Raw genomic sequence first — 18,571 nt, forward strand, 5'->3', positions numbered from 1 at the left:
AAGCCTAGGCTTTCTCCGAATCCGCGTAAATCGCATTGGTGAAGGCGATCGTCGTGCGAACGCCGCGCACCGTTCCTCGGAGCTCCGCCCGAACCCACAGCAGGCCGTCGCCGGGAATGTCGAATCTGTACTCCGTCTGCTCCATGCTCGCGTCGGCTTCGCCGATCACGCCTAGATTGCTCGTCAACGCGAGCGTATAGCCCGCATCGGGGAATGCCCACTTGCCTTCTCTTACCCCAAAATCGATCGTCGCGGCGGCTTCGTAGCCGCTGCCCTGATCCTGCGCCGGCACGCAAGCGCCGATGCCGAAGATTCCCGTCTCGGACCGCAGCTCCAGCGTTACGAGCGGCCCCATCGTGACCGCGGCCCTGCCGGCGGCCAGCGCGCGCACCGCCTGCTCCGTCACGGAGCCTTCGCCGCCGTCCAGCAGCAGATACGTCACCGAAACCGGATCTTCGGTCCGTTCCTGCGCATGCCAGTCTCGTCCGGACGTCGCCGCGATCCGGTACCCTTCGTTCAGCTTCTCCGTCCAGAGCCGGAACGCGCGGGCATTGTCCGTCTTGATCGACGGAAAGGTACCCGACCACACCTCGATGTAATCGAGCGCGTTCCAATCCGAGATCTCGAATTCCCAGAAGCAGCCCGTGCACATCGGGCTGCCGATGCGAAACGGATGCGCCATGCCGGCAATGCCGCCCGCGGCGTGGACCCGCGCGATGCCCGCGTCGATATCGCCCGGCCCCGCGGGACGCCAATCCACGAAATCGGTCAACCCGATCGTCACCATATGCCCGTGGAAGGTCGTCCACTCCATGCCGGATATGATCGTCATGCCGGTTTCCCGCTCGACGAGCTCCTTGTTCTCCAAGCCCGTCATCGTGTTATGATCCGTTAGCGCGACGCACTCGAACCCGAGCGCCTTCGCCCCTTGGGCCAGCTCGAGCAGGGTTTGCCTGCCGTCGCTGTGAAACGTATGACTATGCAGTTCGCATGCCGTCCAGCGCATGATGCTTATGCCTCCTCGTGATGTATTCGCAGCCGGTAACGGCAGTCGTCCGTCACGATCGCGTGCAGGCTCAGCGTGACGCGCCATAAGCCCTCGATCAGCTCGCCGGAGACGAAGCCCGGCGACGCTTCCGTTTCGCCCAGCTCCAGGAGCTGCTCGGGATCATGGCGATGGCCCGCCCCCCGATGCCGCGCCGGATCGTCGACGGAGACGGTAATCAGATTCTTGAGCGGCAGGAAGGATTCCCAGCGGTCCATGACCAGCTCGCGCTGCGCCGGCTCCGTATACTGCTCCACGCCGGCCGCGATCAGTTCCCGCGACCGCTCGCGGTCTTCCAGATTCTTGGGTTCGTACGCGAAATCGATCCACAGCTTGCCGCCCGGCTTAGCCAGATGGAAGCTGTACGCGATATGCGTCTTGGAGCAGACAGGCTGCACCTGTCCCTCCGCGTCCAGCACGAGACGTTTCATCAAGACCTTGCCCCCTCTTCCTTGACCATGCTGCGAATGTAGAAGTAGCCCATGACCGAGCAAAGCAGGAACGTGAAGAACGCCAGCGCGGACGCCTGCTGCTTCTCTTGGAACACGCTGAAGATCTGCTCCATCGACACGCCGAGCATCTGCGGCGCGTTCGGACCGAGCAGGAACGGCGCGGTGAACGAGCCGATGACGCCCATGAAGACGAAGGTGATCGCCACGAGCAGCGTCTTGTACGTGAGCGGCAGGATGAACCGGGCGAAGAGGCGCAGCTTGCCCGCGCCGACGTCCTTCGCGCTCTCGATGACCGCGTCGGGCACGCCCGACAAGGCGGAGCCGAGCAGCATCGTCGTGAACGGGATGTTGAACCACAATTGGGCGATGATGATGCCCTTCATGTCGAAAATGAGGCGCGGAATATCGCCGCCGCCGAGCAGCAGCACCCAGCGGGAAAGCCACCCGTGGTTGCCCAGCAGCTGGATCAAGCCGTAGGTCGCGATAACCGACGGGATAAAGATCGGGATCATGTACATATTCTTGATCCATTTCACGATTTTGCCGTTGTTGAATCGCATGTAAGCCGCCAGCGCATAACTAACGATAAGCACGATTACGACCGAGATGACCGTCACTTCCAGCGAGAAAACGATATTCGAGCGCATCAGCTTATCGGTAAACAAGAACTTGTAATTCGACAGATCGAAGCCGCCTTCCTTGTTGGTCAGGCTCTCCTTGAACGAGACTCCGATCGGAATGACCACCGTGACGAACAGCAACAGAAAAGAGGGGATGACCAGAAGCACTCCCAGTATCCCCATTTTCACCTGTTTCTTCATCATTGCGCGGCTACGTCGCTCTGCCAGCGTTTATTGATCTCGTTGCCGAGGTCGCCGATGTTGAACGTCCGGAAGCCTTCGGCCACGCCTTTGAAGGAATCCTGGATGTCTTGCGGCATGTTCGAGAGCTGGATGCCCGGGAAGCCGTGCATTTTGGTCACGACGACGGCTTGCGCTTCCGGCGACAGCACGAAGTTCAGGAATTCATTGACCGCGTCCTTCTTCTCGGACAGCTTCGGCACCATCAGGTACGTCGGGCCGCCGTTGAAGCCCGGGGTGATTTGCGAGATTTTCGTCGTCTCCGGCAGCTGGCCGTTGCCGATTTGCTCGAGCGCCATGTCCGACCAAGCCGGAATCATGTCCACTTCGCCGCTGATCAGCAGGTCCAGCGTGCCTTGGTTTTTCTTCGGATAGATGCCTTTGCCGTATACGTATTTGCCGAGGTCCTTCAGCGTGTTGAAGCCGTCGTCCCATTGCTTCTCGATGCTCGCATCCGTGCTGTGGATCGCGTCTTCCGGCAGCTTGTCGTACAGCGCCGTCGTGACGAACGAACTGCCGGCGCCGCCCGTGGACGGGTCGTTGTAGGCAAAGCGTTCCGGATTCGCCTTGATCCAAGCGAACAGCTCGTCGAGCGTCTTCGGAGGCGTCTTGACCTTATCGCTGTTGTACGCGAGCACGACCGCGGACGAACGGTACGGAATCGCCAGGTTGGCTACGTCCTTCAGCGTATTGGCGTCGACTTTAGCGAGGTTGGCGATTTTGGCCGGGTCGAGCGTATCCCACAGATCGTCCTTCTGTCCCTGGGTGACGTTGGACAGGCCGTCCTCGTACAGGTCGATATCGCCGGAGCCTTTGCCCGCTTTCTTCGCCGCGAGAATCCGGTCGTACGTCGGCTGCGCGCCCGTGCCGGACGGAATGTACACTTCTTTTACCTTGATGTTCGCATGATCCTTCTCGAACATCGGAATGATCGTGTCCCACAGGCTCTTGACGTTCTCGGAACCGGTGAAGTAGAAGTTGAATTCGACCGGCTTGGCCGCCGCGTCCTCCGGAGCCGCGTTGCCGCCCGCGTTCGTCGCGCCGTTCGCCGCACCGTTGTTGGCCGCACCGTTATTAGCTGCGCCGTTGTTGGCCGCGTTGTCGCCGTTATTCGTGCTTCCGCACCCGGCGAGAAGCGCTGCGGTAACGGTTGTTACTGTCAGTAAGGTAAGAGCGGATTTTTTGCGTAACATGGCTTATTTGCCTCCTTGGCATTGGGGATTCGTTTGGGTTTAGACTTCCGAATAAGTAAGCACTTTCTTGAAGCTGACGCGAACCGGCTCGCCCGTATGCAGCGCCTTGACGGTATCCCGCGGCTGAAACGCCCGAATGACGCCATGCTCCGGCAATTGAATCGAGACTTCGGCATAGTGGCCCAGAACCATGATCTGTTTGATGACGCCGGGCAAGCTTTCTTCTTCAGGACTGTTCATGACGACATCTTCAGGCCGGAATGCCAGCCTTACCCCTCCGGACAATCGGTTCGGATTTGGAAACCTCAACTTCCCTACGGCTACTTGCTCTTCCGAAATCACCCCTTTCAAAAAGTTCATCTTGCCGATGAACTGCGCGACGAACAGCGTGTTCGGCGCATCGTAAATCTCCTGCGGCGACGCGATCTGCTCGATGTTGCCCTGGTTCATGACGACGATGCGGTCGGAGATCGACAACGCCTCTTCCTGGTCATGGGTGACGAATACCATCGTCAGCCCGGTCTGCGCTTGGATATCCCGCAGCTCCTCGCGCATCTCGTGCCGCAGCTTGGCGTCAAGCGCGGAGAAGGGCTCGTCCAGCAGCAGCACGGCCGGCTTCAGGAGCAGGGACCTGGCCAGCGCGACGCGCTGCTGCTGTCCGCCCGAGAGCTCGCCGGGATGCTTGTTCTCGGAGCCCGGCAGCCGCACGAGCTGCAGCGCCTCCTCGACCGCCTTGCGGATATCGGCTTTCTTCATCTTGCGTATTTTAAGGCCGAATGCCAGGTTATCGAACACCGTCATATGCGGCCATAGATTGTAGCTCTGGAACACCATCGAGGTCGGGCGCTTCTCCGGCGGCAGCTTCAGCACGCTCGTGCCTTCGATGCGAATTTCGCCGGAATCGGGGTCGAGGAAACCGCCGATGCTGCGGAGCACCGTCGTTTTGCCGCAGCCGGACGGGCCGAGCAGCGTCACGAGCTCGCCTTTGCGCACGTCGAGCGAGATGCCGGTTACGCCTTCGCCGGTATGGTACCGTTTCGACAATTGTTGAACGGAAAGCTGAATATCCATAATGGCCTCCTTGAATCTGCGATTGATCCGCCGCGTTCCGCGACGTTACTTGAGCTGAAAGCCGCTGGACATGACATCCGCGCTGACGAACCGCTTCGCGGCGAGCAGCAGGATGATCGTCGGGGCCGTCAGGATGATCGAGAACACCGCTCCGGCATAAGCCGGATAATCGCTGATGATCGAATACATGACGATCGGCATCGTTTTGTAATTGGGAATGCCGACCAGGAACGTTCCCTGCGCCTCGTCGAGCGAGTTCAGGAACGTGAAGATCGAAGCGACGATGATGCCCGGCAGGGCCATCGGCAGCGTAATCTTCAGAAATACCCGGAACGGGCCGGCCCCGACGTCTCTCGCCGATTCCTCCTGTGCCTTATGCACGTTGCGGAAGGCGGCGGTCGGAATCCACGTCATGAACATCAGCACGTTGATCATATGGATCAGCACGACGCCGAGCAGCGTGTTCATAAGGCCCAGCTTGTAGAACAGCACCGCGATCGACACGTACAGGCCCATCTTCGGAAACGCGTGCGTCAGCAGGAACGAGAACAGGAAGAACTTGCTGAGCGGAAAACGGATTCGGGCGAACGCGTACGCCGCCGGGATGCAGATCAGGATGGACAGCCCCGTCACGATCGCGGCGATCATGAACGAGAGGCCGATGGACTTCGCGATATCCTCCTGCTTGAAGACGAAGGTCCACCATTTCATGGACCATTGATGCGGCAGCACGTCCGGGTAGCTCCATTTGCCGGTGAAGGCCAGAATGGCCAAGTTCAGCAGCGGGCCGAGGAAGAAGATGACGAAGAGCACGAGCACGATGAATTCAACGATTTTTCGGGTGCCCAACGCTTTGAGATACCAGCGCATGAATGATTGTCGCTCCTTTCGGAATGGTTCATTTGGTCGATTGCCTGATGATTAACTCGGGTTGCAGCTGGCTCGGATGCATGACGTTCGGCTCTTGGCGGATCAGCTGATCGAGCAGCTTGATCGATTGCCTGCCCATCTCGCCGGCATCGACCCTGACCGTGGTCAAGGAAGGCGAGAACATCGCCGCGAAATCGATGTCGTCGAAGCCGACCGCCGAGATTTGCTCGGGGATGCGCACCGACTGCTCCAGCAGGAATTTCATCGCTCCGAGCGCGAGCATGTCGTTGGTGGCGAAGATCGCCGAGTACCGTCCCGCCCGGAAGGGTCCCCACTGACGGCTCATGATGTCGTAGCCTTCGGCGAAGGTCGAGGTCTCCGCATAGCGGACCGACGCTTCCGGCACTTCGATGCCGGTCTGTTCCATGCATGTCATGAAGCCCTTGAACCGCAAATGATGGCTGCGGTGCGTCTGCGGTCCGGCGATGACGAAGATGCGGTCGTGTCCGGTGCGGGTCAGATGCTCGGCGACCAGCCTTCCTCCCTCTTCGTCCTGGTTGACGATGTGAATGACGCCGTCGACGTCCGTCGAACCGTTCACCATGACGTAGGGAACGCCGAATTTCGTAATGTGGTCGATGACGTTCTGCTGCAGGCGGCTGATGAGGATGAGCCCGTCCACCCGTTTCTCCATCATGAAATCGGCCGATCGGTAAGACATGTCGTGATCGGTCGTGACGAAGACCGAGTAGTTCAGGGTTGCCGCCGCCAGGAGGATGGCATCGACGATTTTTCCGTAGAACGGATGCGAGGCGATCGGATGATCCCGCCTGTACAGGAGCACGCCGATGTTGTGCGTACGCTGCGATACCATGGCCCTCGCGACCGCGTTCGGTTTATATTGCAGTTCTTCGATCAGCCCGAGCACCTTGTCGCGTGCTTCGGGGCTGGAGTAGCCCTTGCCGGAGATGATCCGCGAAACGGTGGACTTCGAGACCCCGGCGCGCAGGGCGATTTCTTTAATGGTCGGATTATCCAAAGGTGCACTCCCTTTCCGGCTGTGAGACCGTTCCCACATGAGACCGTTCCCACACACTTAGAATAGAGAAGCGGTGTTTCTGCTGCGTTAAACTGAACCTAAGGAATTGTAAATCCGACGCCTAAAAAACCCAAAAAATAGCAAAAAGACCGGATCAGCCCCCTGATTCGGTCTTTTTGTGTAAACGCCGTCGCGGCAAATCGATTTCCGACCGGTCGGCCGGCCGGCGGAATCCGTAATCCGGTCGGGATCGCGGACCCGTTCCTTTGCCGCTTCGGCCGCTCTCGCGTCCGCCTCGCTGCGGCTCAAAGCGGCGGAGAAGGCGTCGGCGCCTTCGGAAGCCAGAAATAAAAAGCGACCCCGTTCGGCGTGTTGGCCACGCCGAATTCGGCGCCGTGCAGCTCCAAAATGTTTTTGGCGATCGCGAGGCCGAGCCCCGCGCCTCCCGAGGCGCGCGCGCGGGAAGCGTCGCTGCGGTAGAACCGGTCCCATACTTTGTCCAGCTGCCCGGACGGGATGCGGACGCCTTCGTTCTCGACGCAAACCTTGACCCGCTCCCCGTCCTCGGCGGCGGTCACGTCGATGCTTCGCCCTTCGGGCGTATAGCGGATCGCGTTCGTCATGAAGTTGGTCAGCACCTGCTCGATGCGCAGCCGGTTGGCCGTGACTTGGACGGGGACGGCCCGAACGCGCAGCCGCAGCCTTTTATCGTCGAGCTCGGCGCCGAACTGCCCGCACGCCGCGTCGATCATCCGATCGATGTAGAATGTCTCGGTCTTCAACGGATACGTGCCCGACTCATACTTGGCCAGCTCCAGCATGCCCACGATCAGCTCGTCCATCTTGTTCACTTCTTTGTCCATCGCCGCGAAATAATGATCCTTCTTATGCGCGGCTACGCCGTCCCGCAGAATCGAGATGCAGCTCTTCATCACGCTGAGCGGTGTCTTGAGCTCATGCGAGACGCCGGCGATGAACGCCTTCCGGGTGTTCTCGAGCCGTTTCTCCTTCTCGATGTCGTCCTGAAGCCGGCCGATATAAGCATGGAGCTTCTGCGACAGCGAGTTGATGCTTCTGGACAGATCGCCGATCTCGTCCTTCGACTTGATCGGGATCGCGGCGGTAAAATCCAGGTCGGCCAGCTTCTTCGCCATCTGGTTGACGCGCAGCAGCGGCCTTGCGATGCTGACGGCATAGTAATAAGAAGCCAGCACGACCAGCACCGAGACGAACGCGATTACATAAACGAAGTAATTCTGAATCAAACGCACGGCCTCGTCGACCGGTTGGAGCGACGCCATCGCGTAGAGATAAGCGGTATTCCCGTCGGAGCCGCGCATCGGCTGTATGAACAGCTTGTATTTCGCGTTGCTCTGCTCGAAATCCAGCGTTTGAGCGACCGCATCGTTGCCGGCGTACTTGAAGAGCAGCGTGGTCTGGAAAACCTTGATATGATCGAGAAACAAGGTATTCGTATAAAGGAGACTATTCGTATCGTCCAGCATCCGGAGTCGCTTCTTCACGACTTTTCCCTGCAAATACGTGAACGGATCGTACAGCTCCGCCTTGCTGCCGCTGAAATCCGGCACGGATTGCGCGTTATCCGCTGCGCGCTCGTCGATTTGTTTTAATCGATCCGATACAATCCCGTCCATGACCTTTTTCAAGTTCGCGTTTTCGAACGATTCGGTTCTAATCCCGATGCCGCTATTATCCACGCGGATGGCTGCGGGAAGTAACGCGGACCCTTTCACGATGCCGTAGATCCAGAAAGGCGTCTGCTTCGCAAGGAAGCTTTTGAAGTCCTCCCCTTCGTCGGCGCTTACCAAATAATACAGGGGCACCGTGTAGGTCACGGTTTGGCCGCTCAGGCTCTCGCCGATCAATTCCATATCGAACGCATCGGTTTGGATCAGCCCGCCGTCATGGTCCAGAACCGCAAGCCAAGCGCCGTGATCCCGGTAAAAGTCCTGCGCGAGCGCCTGGGCGAGCAGGGCGCCGCCTTCACCGGATTCATACTGCGCCTTATAGCTTTGCAGGCTAGCCTGGATGTCTTTGACTTTCTGGCTGACATAATAGTTCTTGAAAAAAAACGCCTGACCAAGATAGATCGACGTCAATATCAGCGCGCATAGCAGCGTCGTCATCGCGAACAGCTTGAGTACGATGCGGCTTCTCATTCGCCGGCCTCGAAGCGATAGCCGGTTCGGACGATGGTCGAGATCAGCTTCGATTTGGCCCCCAGCTTGCTTCTTAAATTCCGAATATGCGTATTGATCGTGCGATCGTCGCCATCATAGGCATAGCCCCAGATTTTAACGATCATCCTTTCCCGGCTGACGACGATACCTTGGTTTTGCATGAGATAGCTCAGGATTTCGAATTCCGTGTGAGTCAGTCCGATGTCTACGCCGTCACTCTCGACCGTGCGCGAAGGGTAATGAATGCGAATGCCGTGGCGGATCAACGCATCATCTGCGGCGGAAGAACTGCGCTGCCGCGAACGGCTGTCGAGCAGCCGTTTGGCTCTCGCGAGCAGCACGGGCGGACTATAAGGCTTGGTGACGTAATCGTCGGCGCCCAGCTCGAAGCCGAGCAGCGTGTCGTCTTCGTCCACGCGCGCGGTCAGCATGATGATCGGGACATCGGACGTTTTGCGGATGCGGCGGCAGACCGACCACCCGTCGAGCATGGGCAGCATGATATCCAACAGAATCAGATCGACCCGTCCGTTCCGAAACCGTTCCAGCGCTTGTTCGCCGTCCGCGGCTTCCAGCACGAAGAACCCTTCGTTCTGAAAATAATCCTTTACGATTTCCCTCAGGATGGGCTCGTCCTCCACGACCAATATCGTCTTCGCTTCCATTCGGCGCTTCCTCCAACGTGTGCGATCTTACCTACCAGTATACTTGAAATGACTTACCCGGCGCTTGCCGCTACGTTCGGACCTGGACGCCGTCAGTGAGCGGCTCGCTGCTCTCCAGAATAACGGCTTCGTCTCCGAACAAGCCGTCCGAGATCGCCGTCCTCGTCCCGCTGACGGCGGTGACGGTCACGGGCATCTTCCTCGCAACCTTCGTATTGCCGAGCGGCCCTTGGCTCGTGTGCAAGACGAATACGTAAGCGCCGTCCAGGTCCTGATGGATCGCTTGGCTGGAAACGATCTTTTCGTCCTGCGGTCCCTCGGCCTCCAGCTTCAGCTTAATCCGATCGCCTCCCCGCAAATGTATATCATGCAGGCCAACGAGCAGGCGAACGCTCTCGGGAGCCGCACCGCTCGGCCCGGCATCGCCGATTCCTCCGATGGCGGCTTTGCCCGGTCCGGCAGCGCCGCTCTCTCCGATTGCCGCTTCGGAAGCGCCGGTCTCTCCGATTGCCGTTATGTTCCCTTGAACGGAACGGCCGTTCCCGCCCGTAACCGTCACCTCTACAGGATCGTTTATCGCAAGAGAAGCGGCCATATATAGCGGCACCTGCAGCTCGAATTGCAGTCCTCTATCCGCGTTGGACAGCCGAATATCGGCTGCCGCTCCCGACCCCGAGGTCAGGCCTTCTATGGCGTTCACGGCCTCCACCACGCCATCGAACGGCGCTTTCAGCTCCCGCAGCTCCGCCGCTTGGCGCTGCAAAGCCGCTATGCGCTTCTCCTGCGCGGCGATGTCGAGATTCGCGCTTTCCAGCGCGATCCGAGCGTCGTTCCGTGCCGCGGGATCGTCTTGATGCGCGGCTTCGATATAAGCCCGCTGCAGGCTGGGCAGCGGCAGCCTCAATCTGTTCAACGCCGTTTTTTCCGTTTCGAGCTGCTGCTCGGAATCGGCGTTCTCGTAACGCACGAGACCTTGTCCCTTCTTCACCGCGTCGCCTTCCTTGACCAGCACCTTCGTCACCTTGCCGCCGGCCGGGTTCGACAACTCCAGCTCCGACACGGCATTCAGGGCCGCTTCTCCTTCGAAGGCCGAATTTAACGAACCGGTAACCGGCTGCTCGGTGGTCACCTTGGGCAATGTCAGCGCAAACAGCGTATTGCTGAATAAGGTAAGGCCGATGAGCAAGGCGCAGAATAGTCCGGCAATGAGCCCGATTACCCGCTTCCGGTTACGAGAATCGGTTGGTTCGGCGGATGCTTCCATTTCATCACTCCCCCTTCCGTTACCCCTTAATGCCCGAATGCTGAATACCCTCGACGAAATAAGTTTCCGCGTACAGGAACAGCAAAATCATCGGGCTCATGTACAACGCGGATGCTGCGAAAATCACATCGCCTTCCTGCTCGCGAATTTGAAGCAGATACAGCGACAACGGCTGCTTGAACGCGTCCTCCAGGAAGATAAGCGGCTGCTCGACCATATTCCAATAATCGACGAACAGCAGGACGGCGAGCGCGGCTATACCCGGCTTAACCAAGGGGAGGAAGATGCGGGCGAAAATCGCCGCATGCCCCGCGCCGTCCATCTTGGCCGCTTCCATATAAGCGGTCGGGATCTGCGCCATGAATTGACGCAGCATGAATACGCCGAACGCACCGAAAATACCCGGCAAAATAATCGCCGCATCCGTATCGAACAGTCCCAAACGGTCGATGACGAGGTAGTTGGGAACCAGGGTGACCTGGAACGGCATCAGCATCGTCATCAAATAGACCAGGAACAGCGCGTCCCTTCCTTTGAAGCGAAGCTTAGCAAAGGCATAGGAGGCAAGCGACGCGAGCAGCGTCTGTCCGAGGACGATCGGAACGACGAGTCCCGCCGAATTCCAAAACATCTGCAGGAACCTCGGCGTCGCGATGAGCAGCTTCTTGTACTGGGCGAAGGTCACCCAGTCCGGAATCAGCTTCAGGTTGACGAAGGCATCCTTCTGGCTCGCGGCGTCGGTCATCTTCCCAAGCAGGCCGTAATTCAGCGCAAACTCGCTCGGCGTCATCAGCGAATTCGCGATCGTAAGCACGATCGGAAGGCATAGGACCGCCGCCGCCGCCGTCAGCAAGACAAAAAGCGTCGCCCTCGGTAATGCTCGGATGATCTGCATAAGCGCCTCCCGCTACTCCAAATTTTCCTGAAAGCGGCGCTCGATCGCCAGCATGCCCGACACCAGGAGAACGATGCAGCCGACCATGAGCGTAGCCGCGGCGGTCAGCTTCTGAATATCCAGCGAAAAAAACATATTGTTCATATAGTGCTGCATCATATAAATGCGGTCATACGGATAATCGCCCGCCAGCAGGTAGGTTTCCCTGAATATTTTGAACGAATTGATGATCGAGATCAGGATCACGAAGAACATCGTCGGCGTGAGATAGACGAGGGTGATGGAGAACAGCTGGCGGCTCCCGTTTGCCCCCTCGATGCGCGCCGTTTCATAATAGCTTTGCGGGATGGATTGCAGCCCTGCAAGAAACAGAATCATGTTGTAGCCGATATTTTTCCAAAGATAGATCAACACCAGCACCGCCATGGACCCGTTCGAGTTCATCCAATCGACGCGCGGCAGCCCAAGGCCGTGCAGCCATGCGTTCAAGGTTCCATTCCAATCGACGAAAATTTGCCAAATCATGACGATGGAGGCAACGGGCACGACGAGGGGCAGGACGAACGCCGTCTGCAGTCCCTTTCGCAGCCATAGGCGCCGGTTGAGCATGAGCGCAAGCGCAAGCGAGAGTGCAGTCAGAATAGGAACGGCGATTCCGGTGAACAGCAGCGTATTGACGGCTGCTTGACGGAAGGAGCTGCTGCCGAGCAGCTCCTTGTAATTCGCGAACCCGACGAAGGAGCCGCCCGTAAGCTTGGCAGTAAAAGAATAGTAGACACCCAGCGCGAACGGAATGACGTAGAATAACGAAAACCCAAGCAGGCTTGGCGCCAGGAACATCATGGCTGCCGGTCCGTCTTTTCTCGGCCAGGCGCGAAGCCTGAGCTTATTCATTGAGATAAGTCGTCGCTTTATTCTGCATCAATTCCGCGACGGCCTCGGCCGACTTCTGCCCGCTGAAGAAAGCCGGCGTTTCCTGGAACAGCAGGAGTTCGATTTCGCCCGGAAGCATGACGACCGGATTGGCGGCCTTCGATATATAGTCGGTTAACGATCGAACCTCCGCTTCGCCGATCAGTCCTCCCTGCGTCGCCGCCGCTGCCCGTGCCTCGAATGCGGGTTTGAATACGGGGAACGCGCTGTACCAGGAAGCTCCCGTGTCCAATCCCTTGTCCGTTGTTCTCCCTTCGCCGGACATCAGGAACTTCAGGAAATCCCACGCCTCGGGTTTTACGGCCGAGTTCGCGTTGATCGCGATATTGGCGTACGGCGAGTAGAAGCCCCCGGCTTGCTGCCCCTCCGACTTCGGCATTTGATAGAGCTTCGGGTCGGCCAATTTGCTTTCTTTCAAACGTCCCTTATAATCGCTAAAGGAATAGACATCCGTTGGCTGAAAATACACCTTATTGTTGATGAAGTTCTTGGCGTCATAAGTGACGGTCTTATCCGCTTCCAACCGATTGATGCGATTCATCAGCGCGATGAACGTATCGGAATCGAAGCTCGCTTTCCGGTTAACCTGATCCACGTATTGCGAATAGGACGACGTCAGCAAGCGCCACAACATATTGGGCTTGGCTTTCTCGAAGTACCCGTATTGGTATTGGCCCGTCAAGGGCAGCTTTTGCACGATGCCGCTGAATTGCTCCCATGTCCAGCTGCCGTCGTCGAACTGCACGCCCGTCCCTCTTAGCACTTCCTCGTCCGCCAGCATCCCGGACAGAGAAAACGATAAAGGCAGCGCATAGACGTTGCCGTCGCTCTGCTTCGCATTATCCAGCAGGTTTTGAAAATAATCCTCTTTCCTGAACGAAGGATCGCCATTCATCATGCCGCTCAGATTGACCAGCAGGTTCTGCCCGATATAGTGATCAGCCGGCAGATCGTCCATGACGATCAAATCCGCGCCTTTGCCGCCCAGGAAATCGGCCGCCGTCTTGGTCCTGAATTTCTCCACCAGCAAACCGGACGGATCAAATTCCTTGGCCACGTATTTGACTTCGATCGTCGTGTTCGGATGCTGGGCCTCATAGGCTTTCTTCGCATCGTCGTAGTAAGCGTCATAGCCGTACATGGAGATCGCGACGGTGCTCTTTTTGTTCGGATCGGGGGCGGGCGTCGGCGCGGCCGCGGGCGCTCCGGATGCCGGATCGGCGGCCGGCGGACTATTGGCTCCCGAGTTCGCGGATTGCGCCGCGTTATCTCCGCTTGGCGGCGACGGCTCGTTCGCGTTGCCTCCGCTGCAAGCGGCGACGGTAAGCGCCATAGCCGTACAAACGATTGCCAGCAAGCTTTTCTTCAATTCTCTCATCCTCTCGCTCGAACTTGATCACAAGGGCTAGTGTAACGATAGGCGATCAAGAAAGCGTGAAGCTCAGATCAAGATGAGATCAAGATTCAAGATTCAAGATTGAAAATTCAAGATTCAAAATTCGCAAAAAAAAGCAGACGTCCTTATCCAACCCGCGTTGGATGAAGACCATCTGCTTGATTGACGGCATGACTGACGGGACTAGCTTTTCTTTATTCCCATTCCTGACCGGCCCGCTCCAGCAGCGCCTTCAGTGCCCGGACCGCGGTAACGACGCGCTTGGGATTGCTGGCGTGCGGCAGGTAGTGCTGCAGATGCGGCTCCACGGACAGGAAGCCGTCATACCCGCGCGCCTGCAGCGCCTGCAGCAGCTCCGGGAGCTGCCCTTCGCCCGCGCCGGCCGGCGCGAATTGCCTCGGCTCGGACGTGGCGTCCTTGACATGGACGTACGCGACGTACGGCGCCAGCTTCGGATACGCCTCCGTCATCGGCTTCACGTCTTCCATGACGAAGTTGCCGGGGTCGAACGCGAGCCGGAGCGCATTCGAATCGCAATGCCCCAGAATCTCCAGGCATCGATCATCCTTGGAGCCGTACAAGCCGCTGTCGTTCTCCAGGATGAGCACGACGCCATGACTTTCGGCTATCGACGTCAGCTGCTTCATCCGGTTCAGCGCTTCCTTTCGCCAATCGTCCAGGCTGGCACCCTCGGGCATGTAATACGAGAAGACGCGGATATACGGCGTGCCGAGCGCCTTGGCGGCGGCAATGGCCCGGTTCAGGCTCTCGAGCTGCGGCGCGAAGTCGTCGGCGATGCCGTATTTGCCGATCGGCGACGCGACGGACGAGATGCCGAAGCCGCGCGCGTCCGCGATCTTGCGGATTTTCGCCAGCTCTTCGCCGGTCAAGTCGAGCACGTTCTTGCCCCACACGCCCCGCAGCTCGATGCGGGAAAGTCCCTCTTGCCCCAGCACGTCCAGCTGTTCCTCCAAGTCATGCGAGATTTCGTCGGCGAAACAGGTTAGTTTCACGGTTGGCATAGTCGCTTCCTCCTCTTAGTTGGCCGTCCCGAAGGAAGCGGACATGTCTTCCTGGGCACCCGGCGCGCGCACGGCTTTCTTCACGTAGCTCGAGGTGCGGATCCGCTCTTCCAGCTCCGCCAGGAAGGCGTCGCCGTCGATCGGCACCGTCACCGGACGCTTCTGGAACGAAGAAAGCATGATGCCGTTGGCCAGCGTCAAGGCTCCGAGCCCTTCCGGTCCTTCCGCGATCAAATCGCCGGCCCAGCCAAGCAGGCGCCCGACCAACCGTTCCATGACGACCTGATGCCCGTTCGGCGCATCCACGTCGAATGCGACCTTTTCGGGCTGGATCTCCCACTCGGCGAAACGCTGATCCGTCTCCCGCGTGAACGCGAGCATCGGCTGCGGATAGCGGTAATGCAGCAGTTGGCCGTTCTCGAGCAGCAGCTTCCCGAGATCGCCGACGATTTCGAGCCGGTTCGTGCCCGGCAGCTCCGCCGTCGTGACGATCAGATGGCCGATCATGCCTCCCGGATGCTCGAAATACGCCGTCACCTCGTCCTCGACCTCGATATCGTGGTATTTGCCGATGTGCGCATGACCCGATATCAGGTCCGGCAGCCCGAACAGCCATTGGTACATATCGAGCGTATGCGGACATTGATTGGTCAGAATGCCGCCGCCCTCGCCGGCCCACGTGGCGCGCCAGCCCCCGCTGTCGTAGTACGCCTGGGAGCGGAACCATTTGGTATGGATCCACGTCGCCCGCGTCAACCGGCCGAGCGTGCCGTTTGCCAGCAATTCCTTCAGCTTGGCGTAGCCGGGCAGCGTCCGTTCCTGGAACATGATGGCGAACTGCAGCTCCGGATGCTGCTGCTTGGCGGCCTCATAGGCGGCGATCATCTCCTTCGCGGCATTGACATGGACCGCGATCGGCTTCTCGCACATGACGTGGATGCCGCGTCGGAACGCTTCCATCGCGATGCGCGGATGATCGTAATGCGGCACCGCGACGATGACCAGCTCCAATCCCGATCGCTCCAGCAGCTCGACGGCCTCGTAATACGCGGTCGTTCCGTGCGCCTTCGCCGCGGCATCCGCCTTCTCCCGGTCGATATCGCAGACGCCGACCAGCTCCACGTTGTCCATTTTGCTCAAATAATTGACATGATGCTGACCGATGCTGCCGATTCCGACGAGCCCGATCCTGACTTTGCGTTCGCCCATTGGCTTGTCCCTCCCGCATTCGATTGAAGTTCTCCCTTTCATCCTATATCATTGCAATTACGACTTCCTTGACGAAATTGCCCTGGAAGTGGATAATCTTGCTCGATTACGCGGGGAGGCAGCAGGATGCTGAACGCTTACATCGCCCAGCTGGACGACCATGTCAAATTCCAACATGCCGCGCGCATACCTCCTTTCAACGTTCATTTTCATTTGCACCAAGGGTGCGAGATTTTCTTCCTCATCGGCGGCGACGTTAATTACTTCGTGGACAAAACGATGTACCCGCTTCAGATCGGGGACCTCGTCGTCACGAACGAGCATGAGATCCATAAGCCCGCCCTGACGTCGGACGCGCTGTACGAGCGGGTCACGATCGAATTCAATCCCGCGCTGATCGGCTTGTTCCAGACGGACGAGCTGCAGCTGCTGCGCTGCTTCTACGACCGTCCCTCCGGGGAACGCAACCGGATCCGCCTGAGCGAGCAGGAGAAATCCGCCCTCGCCGCGCTCTTCGCCAAGTACGACGACGCGCTGAAGCATCCGTTCCCCGAAGCGCCGCTCCTCAAGCTGAGCTGCCTGATCGAGATTCTGGTTCTGGTGCAGCGGGGTTACCACAAGAACCAAGCGAAGGATCCGGGCGTGGATTTGCCCCCGGTATTGGTGCCCGTCCTGGCCTATCTCGACCGGCATCTCGCCGAGGACCTGTCGCTGGAGCGGCTGGAGGGCTTGTTCTACATGAGCAAGTACCACCTCAGCCGGCTGTTCAAGAAGCATATCGGCAGCACGATCCACGAATATATCCTCTACAAGCGCATTTCCCTCGCCAAGAAGCTGCTCAAGGAAGGCCGCAGCGTGACAGATGCCTGCATGGAAGCCGGCTTCAACGATTACTCGGGCTTCCTGCGCATGTTCAAGAAGAAGGTCGGCCAGCTGCCGAAGCATTATGCCAAGCAGCATCAGGGGTCCTTCCCGGCCAAATGAACCCGGTCCCGCCATGCGGGGAGGCTGTGAGCCGGGGAGGATCTTGACGCAGAAAAACCCGCCGATGGCGGGTTTTCTGCTGCTGTGCTGCGTTTCTTTGATGCATACTCGTTGCGTTTCTTTGTTGAATTTCTTCGTTGCACTTATTCGTTGCGTATTCGTTGCGTTGCTTCATTGCGCGTATTCAATGACGCTTCCGCATTTCGCAATTTCATTGCGCTTCAATGCCCCGTCAATAAGCTTCGCATTGACGCATGCCTGCAACCCGCCGCGCCGGCTGCCTAACGCAGCAGCGCGTACACGTCCGTATGCGCATAGCCATGCGCCTCGGCCACGGCCCGGTACGTCACCCGTCCCGCGGCGACGTTGATGCCTTTGGCGATCGCCTTGTTGTCCAAGGCCGCCTGCGCGAAGCCCTTGTTCGCGATTTGCAAGCCGTACGGCGTCGTCGCGTTGGTCAGCGCGAGCGTGGACGTGCGGGCGACGGCGCCCGGCATGTTCGCCACGGCGTAATGGATGACGCCATGCTTCACGTACGTCGGCTCGTCATGGGTCGTGATGCGGTCGATCGTCTCGATGGAGCCGCCTTGATCGATCGCCACGTCGACGATGACGCTCCCCGGGGTCATCGCGCGGACCATCTCTTCCGTCACGAGCCGCGGCGCGCGGGCACCCGGAATGAGCACGGCGCCGATCACCAGGTCCGCCCGGCGCACGACCTCGGCGATATTGTACGGGTTGGACATGATCGTCTTCACGCGGCCTTGGAACTGGTCGTCGAGCTGGCGCAGACGGTCCGGATTCAAGTCGACGATGGTGACGTCGGCCCCGAGGCCGACGGCCACCTTCGCCGCGTTGGCCCCGACGATGCCGCCGCCGATGACCGCGACCCTGCCGGGCTCCACGCCGGGCACGCCTCCGAGCAGGACGCCCTTGCCGCCATGCGATTTCTCCAAGAACCGGGCGCCGATCTGTACGGACATCCGACCGGCTACTTCGCTCATCGGCGTCAGCAGCGGCAGGCTGCCGTTGTCCAGCTGAATGGTCTCGTACGCGATCGCGGTCACGCGTTTATCCGCCAGCGCCCGCGTCAATTCCGCTTCGGGAGCGAGATGCAGGTACGTGTACAGGATCAAGCCTTCGCGGAAGTACTCATACTCCGGCGGCAGCGGTTCTTTGACTTTGACGACCATATCGGCCGCCCACGCTTCCCCGGCCGTCGCCACGATCGTCGCTCCGGCCGCTTCGTAATCCGCGTCCGCGAACCCGATGCCGTGGCCGGCCATGGTCTCGACCACGACCTCGTGGCCGGCTTTCTTGTAGGACAACACCGATCCAGGCGTCATGCCGACGCGAAACTCGTTATTTTTGATTTCCTTCGGTACTCCGATACGCATGCTGCATCAGCCTCTCTCTTCTTCGACTCCTGTCCGGGAATCGGTCTCGTCTCGTTGACTGATTCCACTATAAGG

Annotated in this window: 17 protein-coding genes; 1 reads left to right on the top strand and 16 read right to left on the bottom strand. The window is 59.0% G+C overall.

Annotated elements, in window-relative coordinates:
* Positions 1-4: 4 nt before the first annotated feature.
* The 15 genes from AC50YL_RS16330 to AC50YL_RS16400 form a co-directional block, all read right to left on the bottom strand.
* Positions 5-1,006: a CehA/McbA family metallohydrolase gene (locus AC50YL_RS16330; protein WP_494833254.1), complete on the bottom strand. Its 1,002-nt coding sequence runs from the start codon at positions 1,004-1,006 to the stop codon at positions 5-7.
* 5 nt (positions 1,007-1,011) lie between these two features.
* On the bottom strand, positions 1,012-1,476 hold the full coding sequence (locus tag AC50YL_RS16335) for a hypothetical protein (protein ID WP_494833426.1): 465 nt from the start codon (positions 1,474-1,476) through the stop codon (positions 1,012-1,014).
* Complete coding sequence (locus tag AC50YL_RS16340; protein WP_494833427.1) at positions 1,476-2,318, bottom strand: ABC transporter permease; 843 nt, start codon at positions 2,316-2,318, stop codon at positions 1,476-1,478. The genes AC50YL_RS16335 and AC50YL_RS16340 overlap by 1 nt, the downstream gene beginning before the upstream one ends.
* The gene (locus AC50YL_RS16345; protein ID WP_494833255.1) at positions 2,318-3,550 is read right to left on the bottom strand and encodes an extracellular solute-binding protein; all 1,233 of its coding nucleotides are present in this window, start codon (positions 3,548-3,550) and stop codon (positions 2,318-2,320) included. Before AC50YL_RS16345 ends, AC50YL_RS16340 begins: the two co-directional genes overlap by 1 nt.
* Positions 3,551-3,589: 39 nt before the next feature.
* Positions 3,590-4,621, bottom strand: coding sequence for an ABC transporter ATP-binding protein (locus tag AC50YL_RS16350; RefSeq protein ID WP_494833256.1), 1,032 nt, complete (start codon positions 4,619-4,621; stop codon positions 3,590-3,592).
* A 45-nt stretch (positions 4,622-4,666) separates the two neighbouring features.
* Positions 4,667-5,491: an ABC transporter permease gene (locus tag AC50YL_RS16355; protein WP_161742632.1), complete on the bottom strand. Its 825-nt coding sequence runs from the start codon at positions 5,489-5,491 to the stop codon at positions 4,667-4,669.
* Positions 5,492-5,519: 28 nt separating this feature from the next.
* Complete coding sequence (locus tag AC50YL_RS16360; protein ID WP_494833257.1) at positions 5,520-6,530, bottom strand: LacI family DNA-binding transcriptional regulator; 1,011 nt, start codon at positions 6,528-6,530, stop codon at positions 5,520-5,522.
* Positions 6,531-6,835: 305 nt separating this feature from the next.
* Positions 6,836-8,710: a sensor histidine kinase gene (locus tag AC50YL_RS16365; protein WP_494833258.1), complete on the bottom strand. Its 1,875-nt coding sequence runs from the start codon at positions 8,708-8,710 to the stop codon at positions 6,836-6,838.
* The gene (locus AC50YL_RS16370) at positions 8,707-9,396 is read right to left on the bottom strand and encodes a response regulator transcription factor (protein WP_494833259.1); all 690 of its coding nucleotides are present in this window, start codon (positions 9,394-9,396) and stop codon (positions 8,707-8,709) included. The genes AC50YL_RS16365 and AC50YL_RS16370 overlap by 4 nt, the downstream gene beginning before the upstream one ends.
* A gap of 70 nt (positions 9,397-9,466) precedes the next feature.
* A complete protein-coding gene (locus AC50YL_RS16375; RefSeq protein WP_494833260.1) occupies positions 9,467-10,660 on the bottom strand; it encodes an efflux RND transporter periplasmic adaptor subunit in 1,194 nt (397 codons plus the stop codon).
* Between the two features lie 19 nt (positions 10,661-10,679).
* Positions 10,680-11,555 carry a carbohydrate ABC transporter permease gene (locus AC50YL_RS16380; RefSeq protein WP_494833261.1) on the bottom strand — a complete coding sequence of 292 codons (876 nt, stop codon included), beginning with the start codon at positions 11,553-11,555 and terminating at the stop codon, positions 10,680-10,682.
* Positions 11,556-11,567: 12 nt separating this feature from the next.
* Entirely contained in the window at positions 11,568-12,449 is an 882-nt protein-coding gene (locus tag AC50YL_RS16385) for a carbohydrate ABC transporter permease (protein ID WP_494833262.1), read from the bottom strand.
* Positions 12,442-13,857 carry an ABC transporter substrate-binding protein gene (locus tag AC50YL_RS16390; RefSeq protein ID WP_494833263.1) on the bottom strand — a complete coding sequence of 472 codons (1,416 nt, stop codon included), beginning with the start codon at positions 13,855-13,857 and terminating at the stop codon, positions 12,442-12,444. The genes AC50YL_RS16385 and AC50YL_RS16390 overlap by 8 nt, the downstream gene beginning before the upstream one ends.
* Positions 13,858-14,078: 221 nt before the next feature.
* Positions 14,079-14,906 (bottom strand): sugar phosphate isomerase/epimerase family protein, encoded by an 828-nt coding sequence (locus AC50YL_RS16395; protein WP_494833264.1) that lies wholly within the window; start codon positions 14,904-14,906, stop codon positions 14,079-14,081.
* A gap of 15 nt (positions 14,907-14,921) precedes the next feature.
* A complete protein-coding gene (locus AC50YL_RS16400) occupies positions 14,922-16,115 on the bottom strand; it encodes a Gfo/Idh/MocA family protein (protein ID WP_494833265.1) in 1,194 nt (397 codons plus the stop codon).
* 126 nt (positions 16,116-16,241) lie between these two features.
* Here AC50YL_RS16400 and AC50YL_RS16405 point away from each other — a divergent pair, with 126 nt between their 5' ends.
* On the top strand, positions 16,242-17,099 hold the full coding sequence (locus AC50YL_RS16405; protein ID WP_494833266.1) for a helix-turn-helix domain-containing protein: 858 nt from the start codon (positions 16,242-16,244) through the stop codon (positions 17,097-17,099).
* Between the two features lie 281 nt (positions 17,100-17,380).
* On the opposite strand, the gene ald is transcribed toward AC50YL_RS16405, so the two are convergent.
* Positions 17,381-18,496 carry an alanine dehydrogenase gene (ald, locus tag AC50YL_RS16410; protein WP_494833267.1) on the bottom strand — a complete coding sequence of 372 codons (1,116 nt, stop codon included), beginning with the start codon at positions 18,494-18,496 and terminating at the stop codon, positions 17,381-17,383.
* Positions 18,497-18,571: the final 75 nt, after the last annotated feature.

The sequence above is a fragment of the Paenibacillus sp. J22P277 genome (genome assembly GCF_059383675.1).

What these genes read in the sequence shown, in the direction of transcription:
- AC50YL_RS16375 (WP_494833260.1), bottom strand. Translation starts at nt 10,660, where the DNA reads ATGGAAGCATCCGCCGAACCAACCGATTCTCGTAACCGGAAGCGGGTA.
- AC50YL_RS16405 (WP_494833266.1), top strand. Translation starts at nt 16,242, where the DNA reads ATGCTGAACGCTTACATCGCCCAGCTGGACGACCATGTCAAATTCCAA.
- AC50YL_RS16380 (WP_494833261.1), bottom strand. Translation starts at nt 11,555, where the DNA reads ATGCAGATCATCCGAGCATTACCGAGGGCGACGCTTTTTGTCTTGCTG.
- AC50YL_RS16370 (WP_494833259.1), bottom strand. Translation starts at nt 9,396, where the DNA reads ATGGAAGCGAAGACGATATTGGTCGTGGAGGACGAGCCCATCCTGAGG.
- AC50YL_RS16345 (WP_494833255.1), bottom strand. Translation starts at nt 3,550, where the DNA reads ATGTTACGCAAAAAATCCGCTCTTACCTTACTGACAGTAACAACCGTT.
- AC50YL_RS16340 (WP_494833427.1), bottom strand. Translation starts at nt 2,318, where the DNA reads ATGAAGAAACAGGTGAAAATGGGGATACTGGGAGTGCTTCTGGTCATC.
- ald (WP_494833267.1), bottom strand. Translation starts at nt 18,496, where the DNA reads ATGCGTATCGGAGTACCGAAGGAAATCAAAAATAACGAGTTTCGCGTC.
- AC50YL_RS16330 (WP_494833254.1), bottom strand. Translation starts at nt 1,006, where the DNA reads ATGCGCTGGACGGCATGCGAACTGCATAGTCATACGTTTCACAGCGAC.
- AC50YL_RS16395 (WP_494833264.1), bottom strand. Translation starts at nt 14,906, where the DNA reads ATGCCAACCGTGAAACTAACCTGTTTCGCCGACGAAATCTCGCATGAC.
- AC50YL_RS16335 (WP_494833426.1), bottom strand. Translation starts at nt 1,476, where the DNA reads ATGAAACGTCTCGTGCTGGACGCGGAGGGACAGGTGCAGCCTGTCTGC.
- AC50YL_RS16400 (WP_494833265.1), bottom strand. Translation starts at nt 16,115, where the DNA reads ATGGGCGAACGCAAAGTCAGGATCGGGCTCGTCGGAATCGGCAGCATC.
- AC50YL_RS16350 (WP_494833256.1), bottom strand. Translation starts at nt 4,621, where the DNA reads ATGGATATTCAGCTTTCCGTTCAACAATTGTCGAAACGGTACCATACC.
- AC50YL_RS16355 (WP_161742632.1), bottom strand. Translation starts at nt 5,491, where the DNA reads ATGCGCTGGTATCTCAAAGCGTTGGGCACCCGAAAAATCGTTGAATTC.
- AC50YL_RS16365 (WP_494833258.1), bottom strand. Translation starts at nt 8,710, where the DNA reads ATGAGAAGCCGCATCGTACTCAAGCTGTTCGCGATGACGACGCTGCTA.
- AC50YL_RS16385 (WP_494833262.1), bottom strand. Translation starts at nt 12,449, where the DNA reads ATGAATAAGCTCAGGCTTCGCGCCTGGCCGAGAAAAGACGGACCGGCA.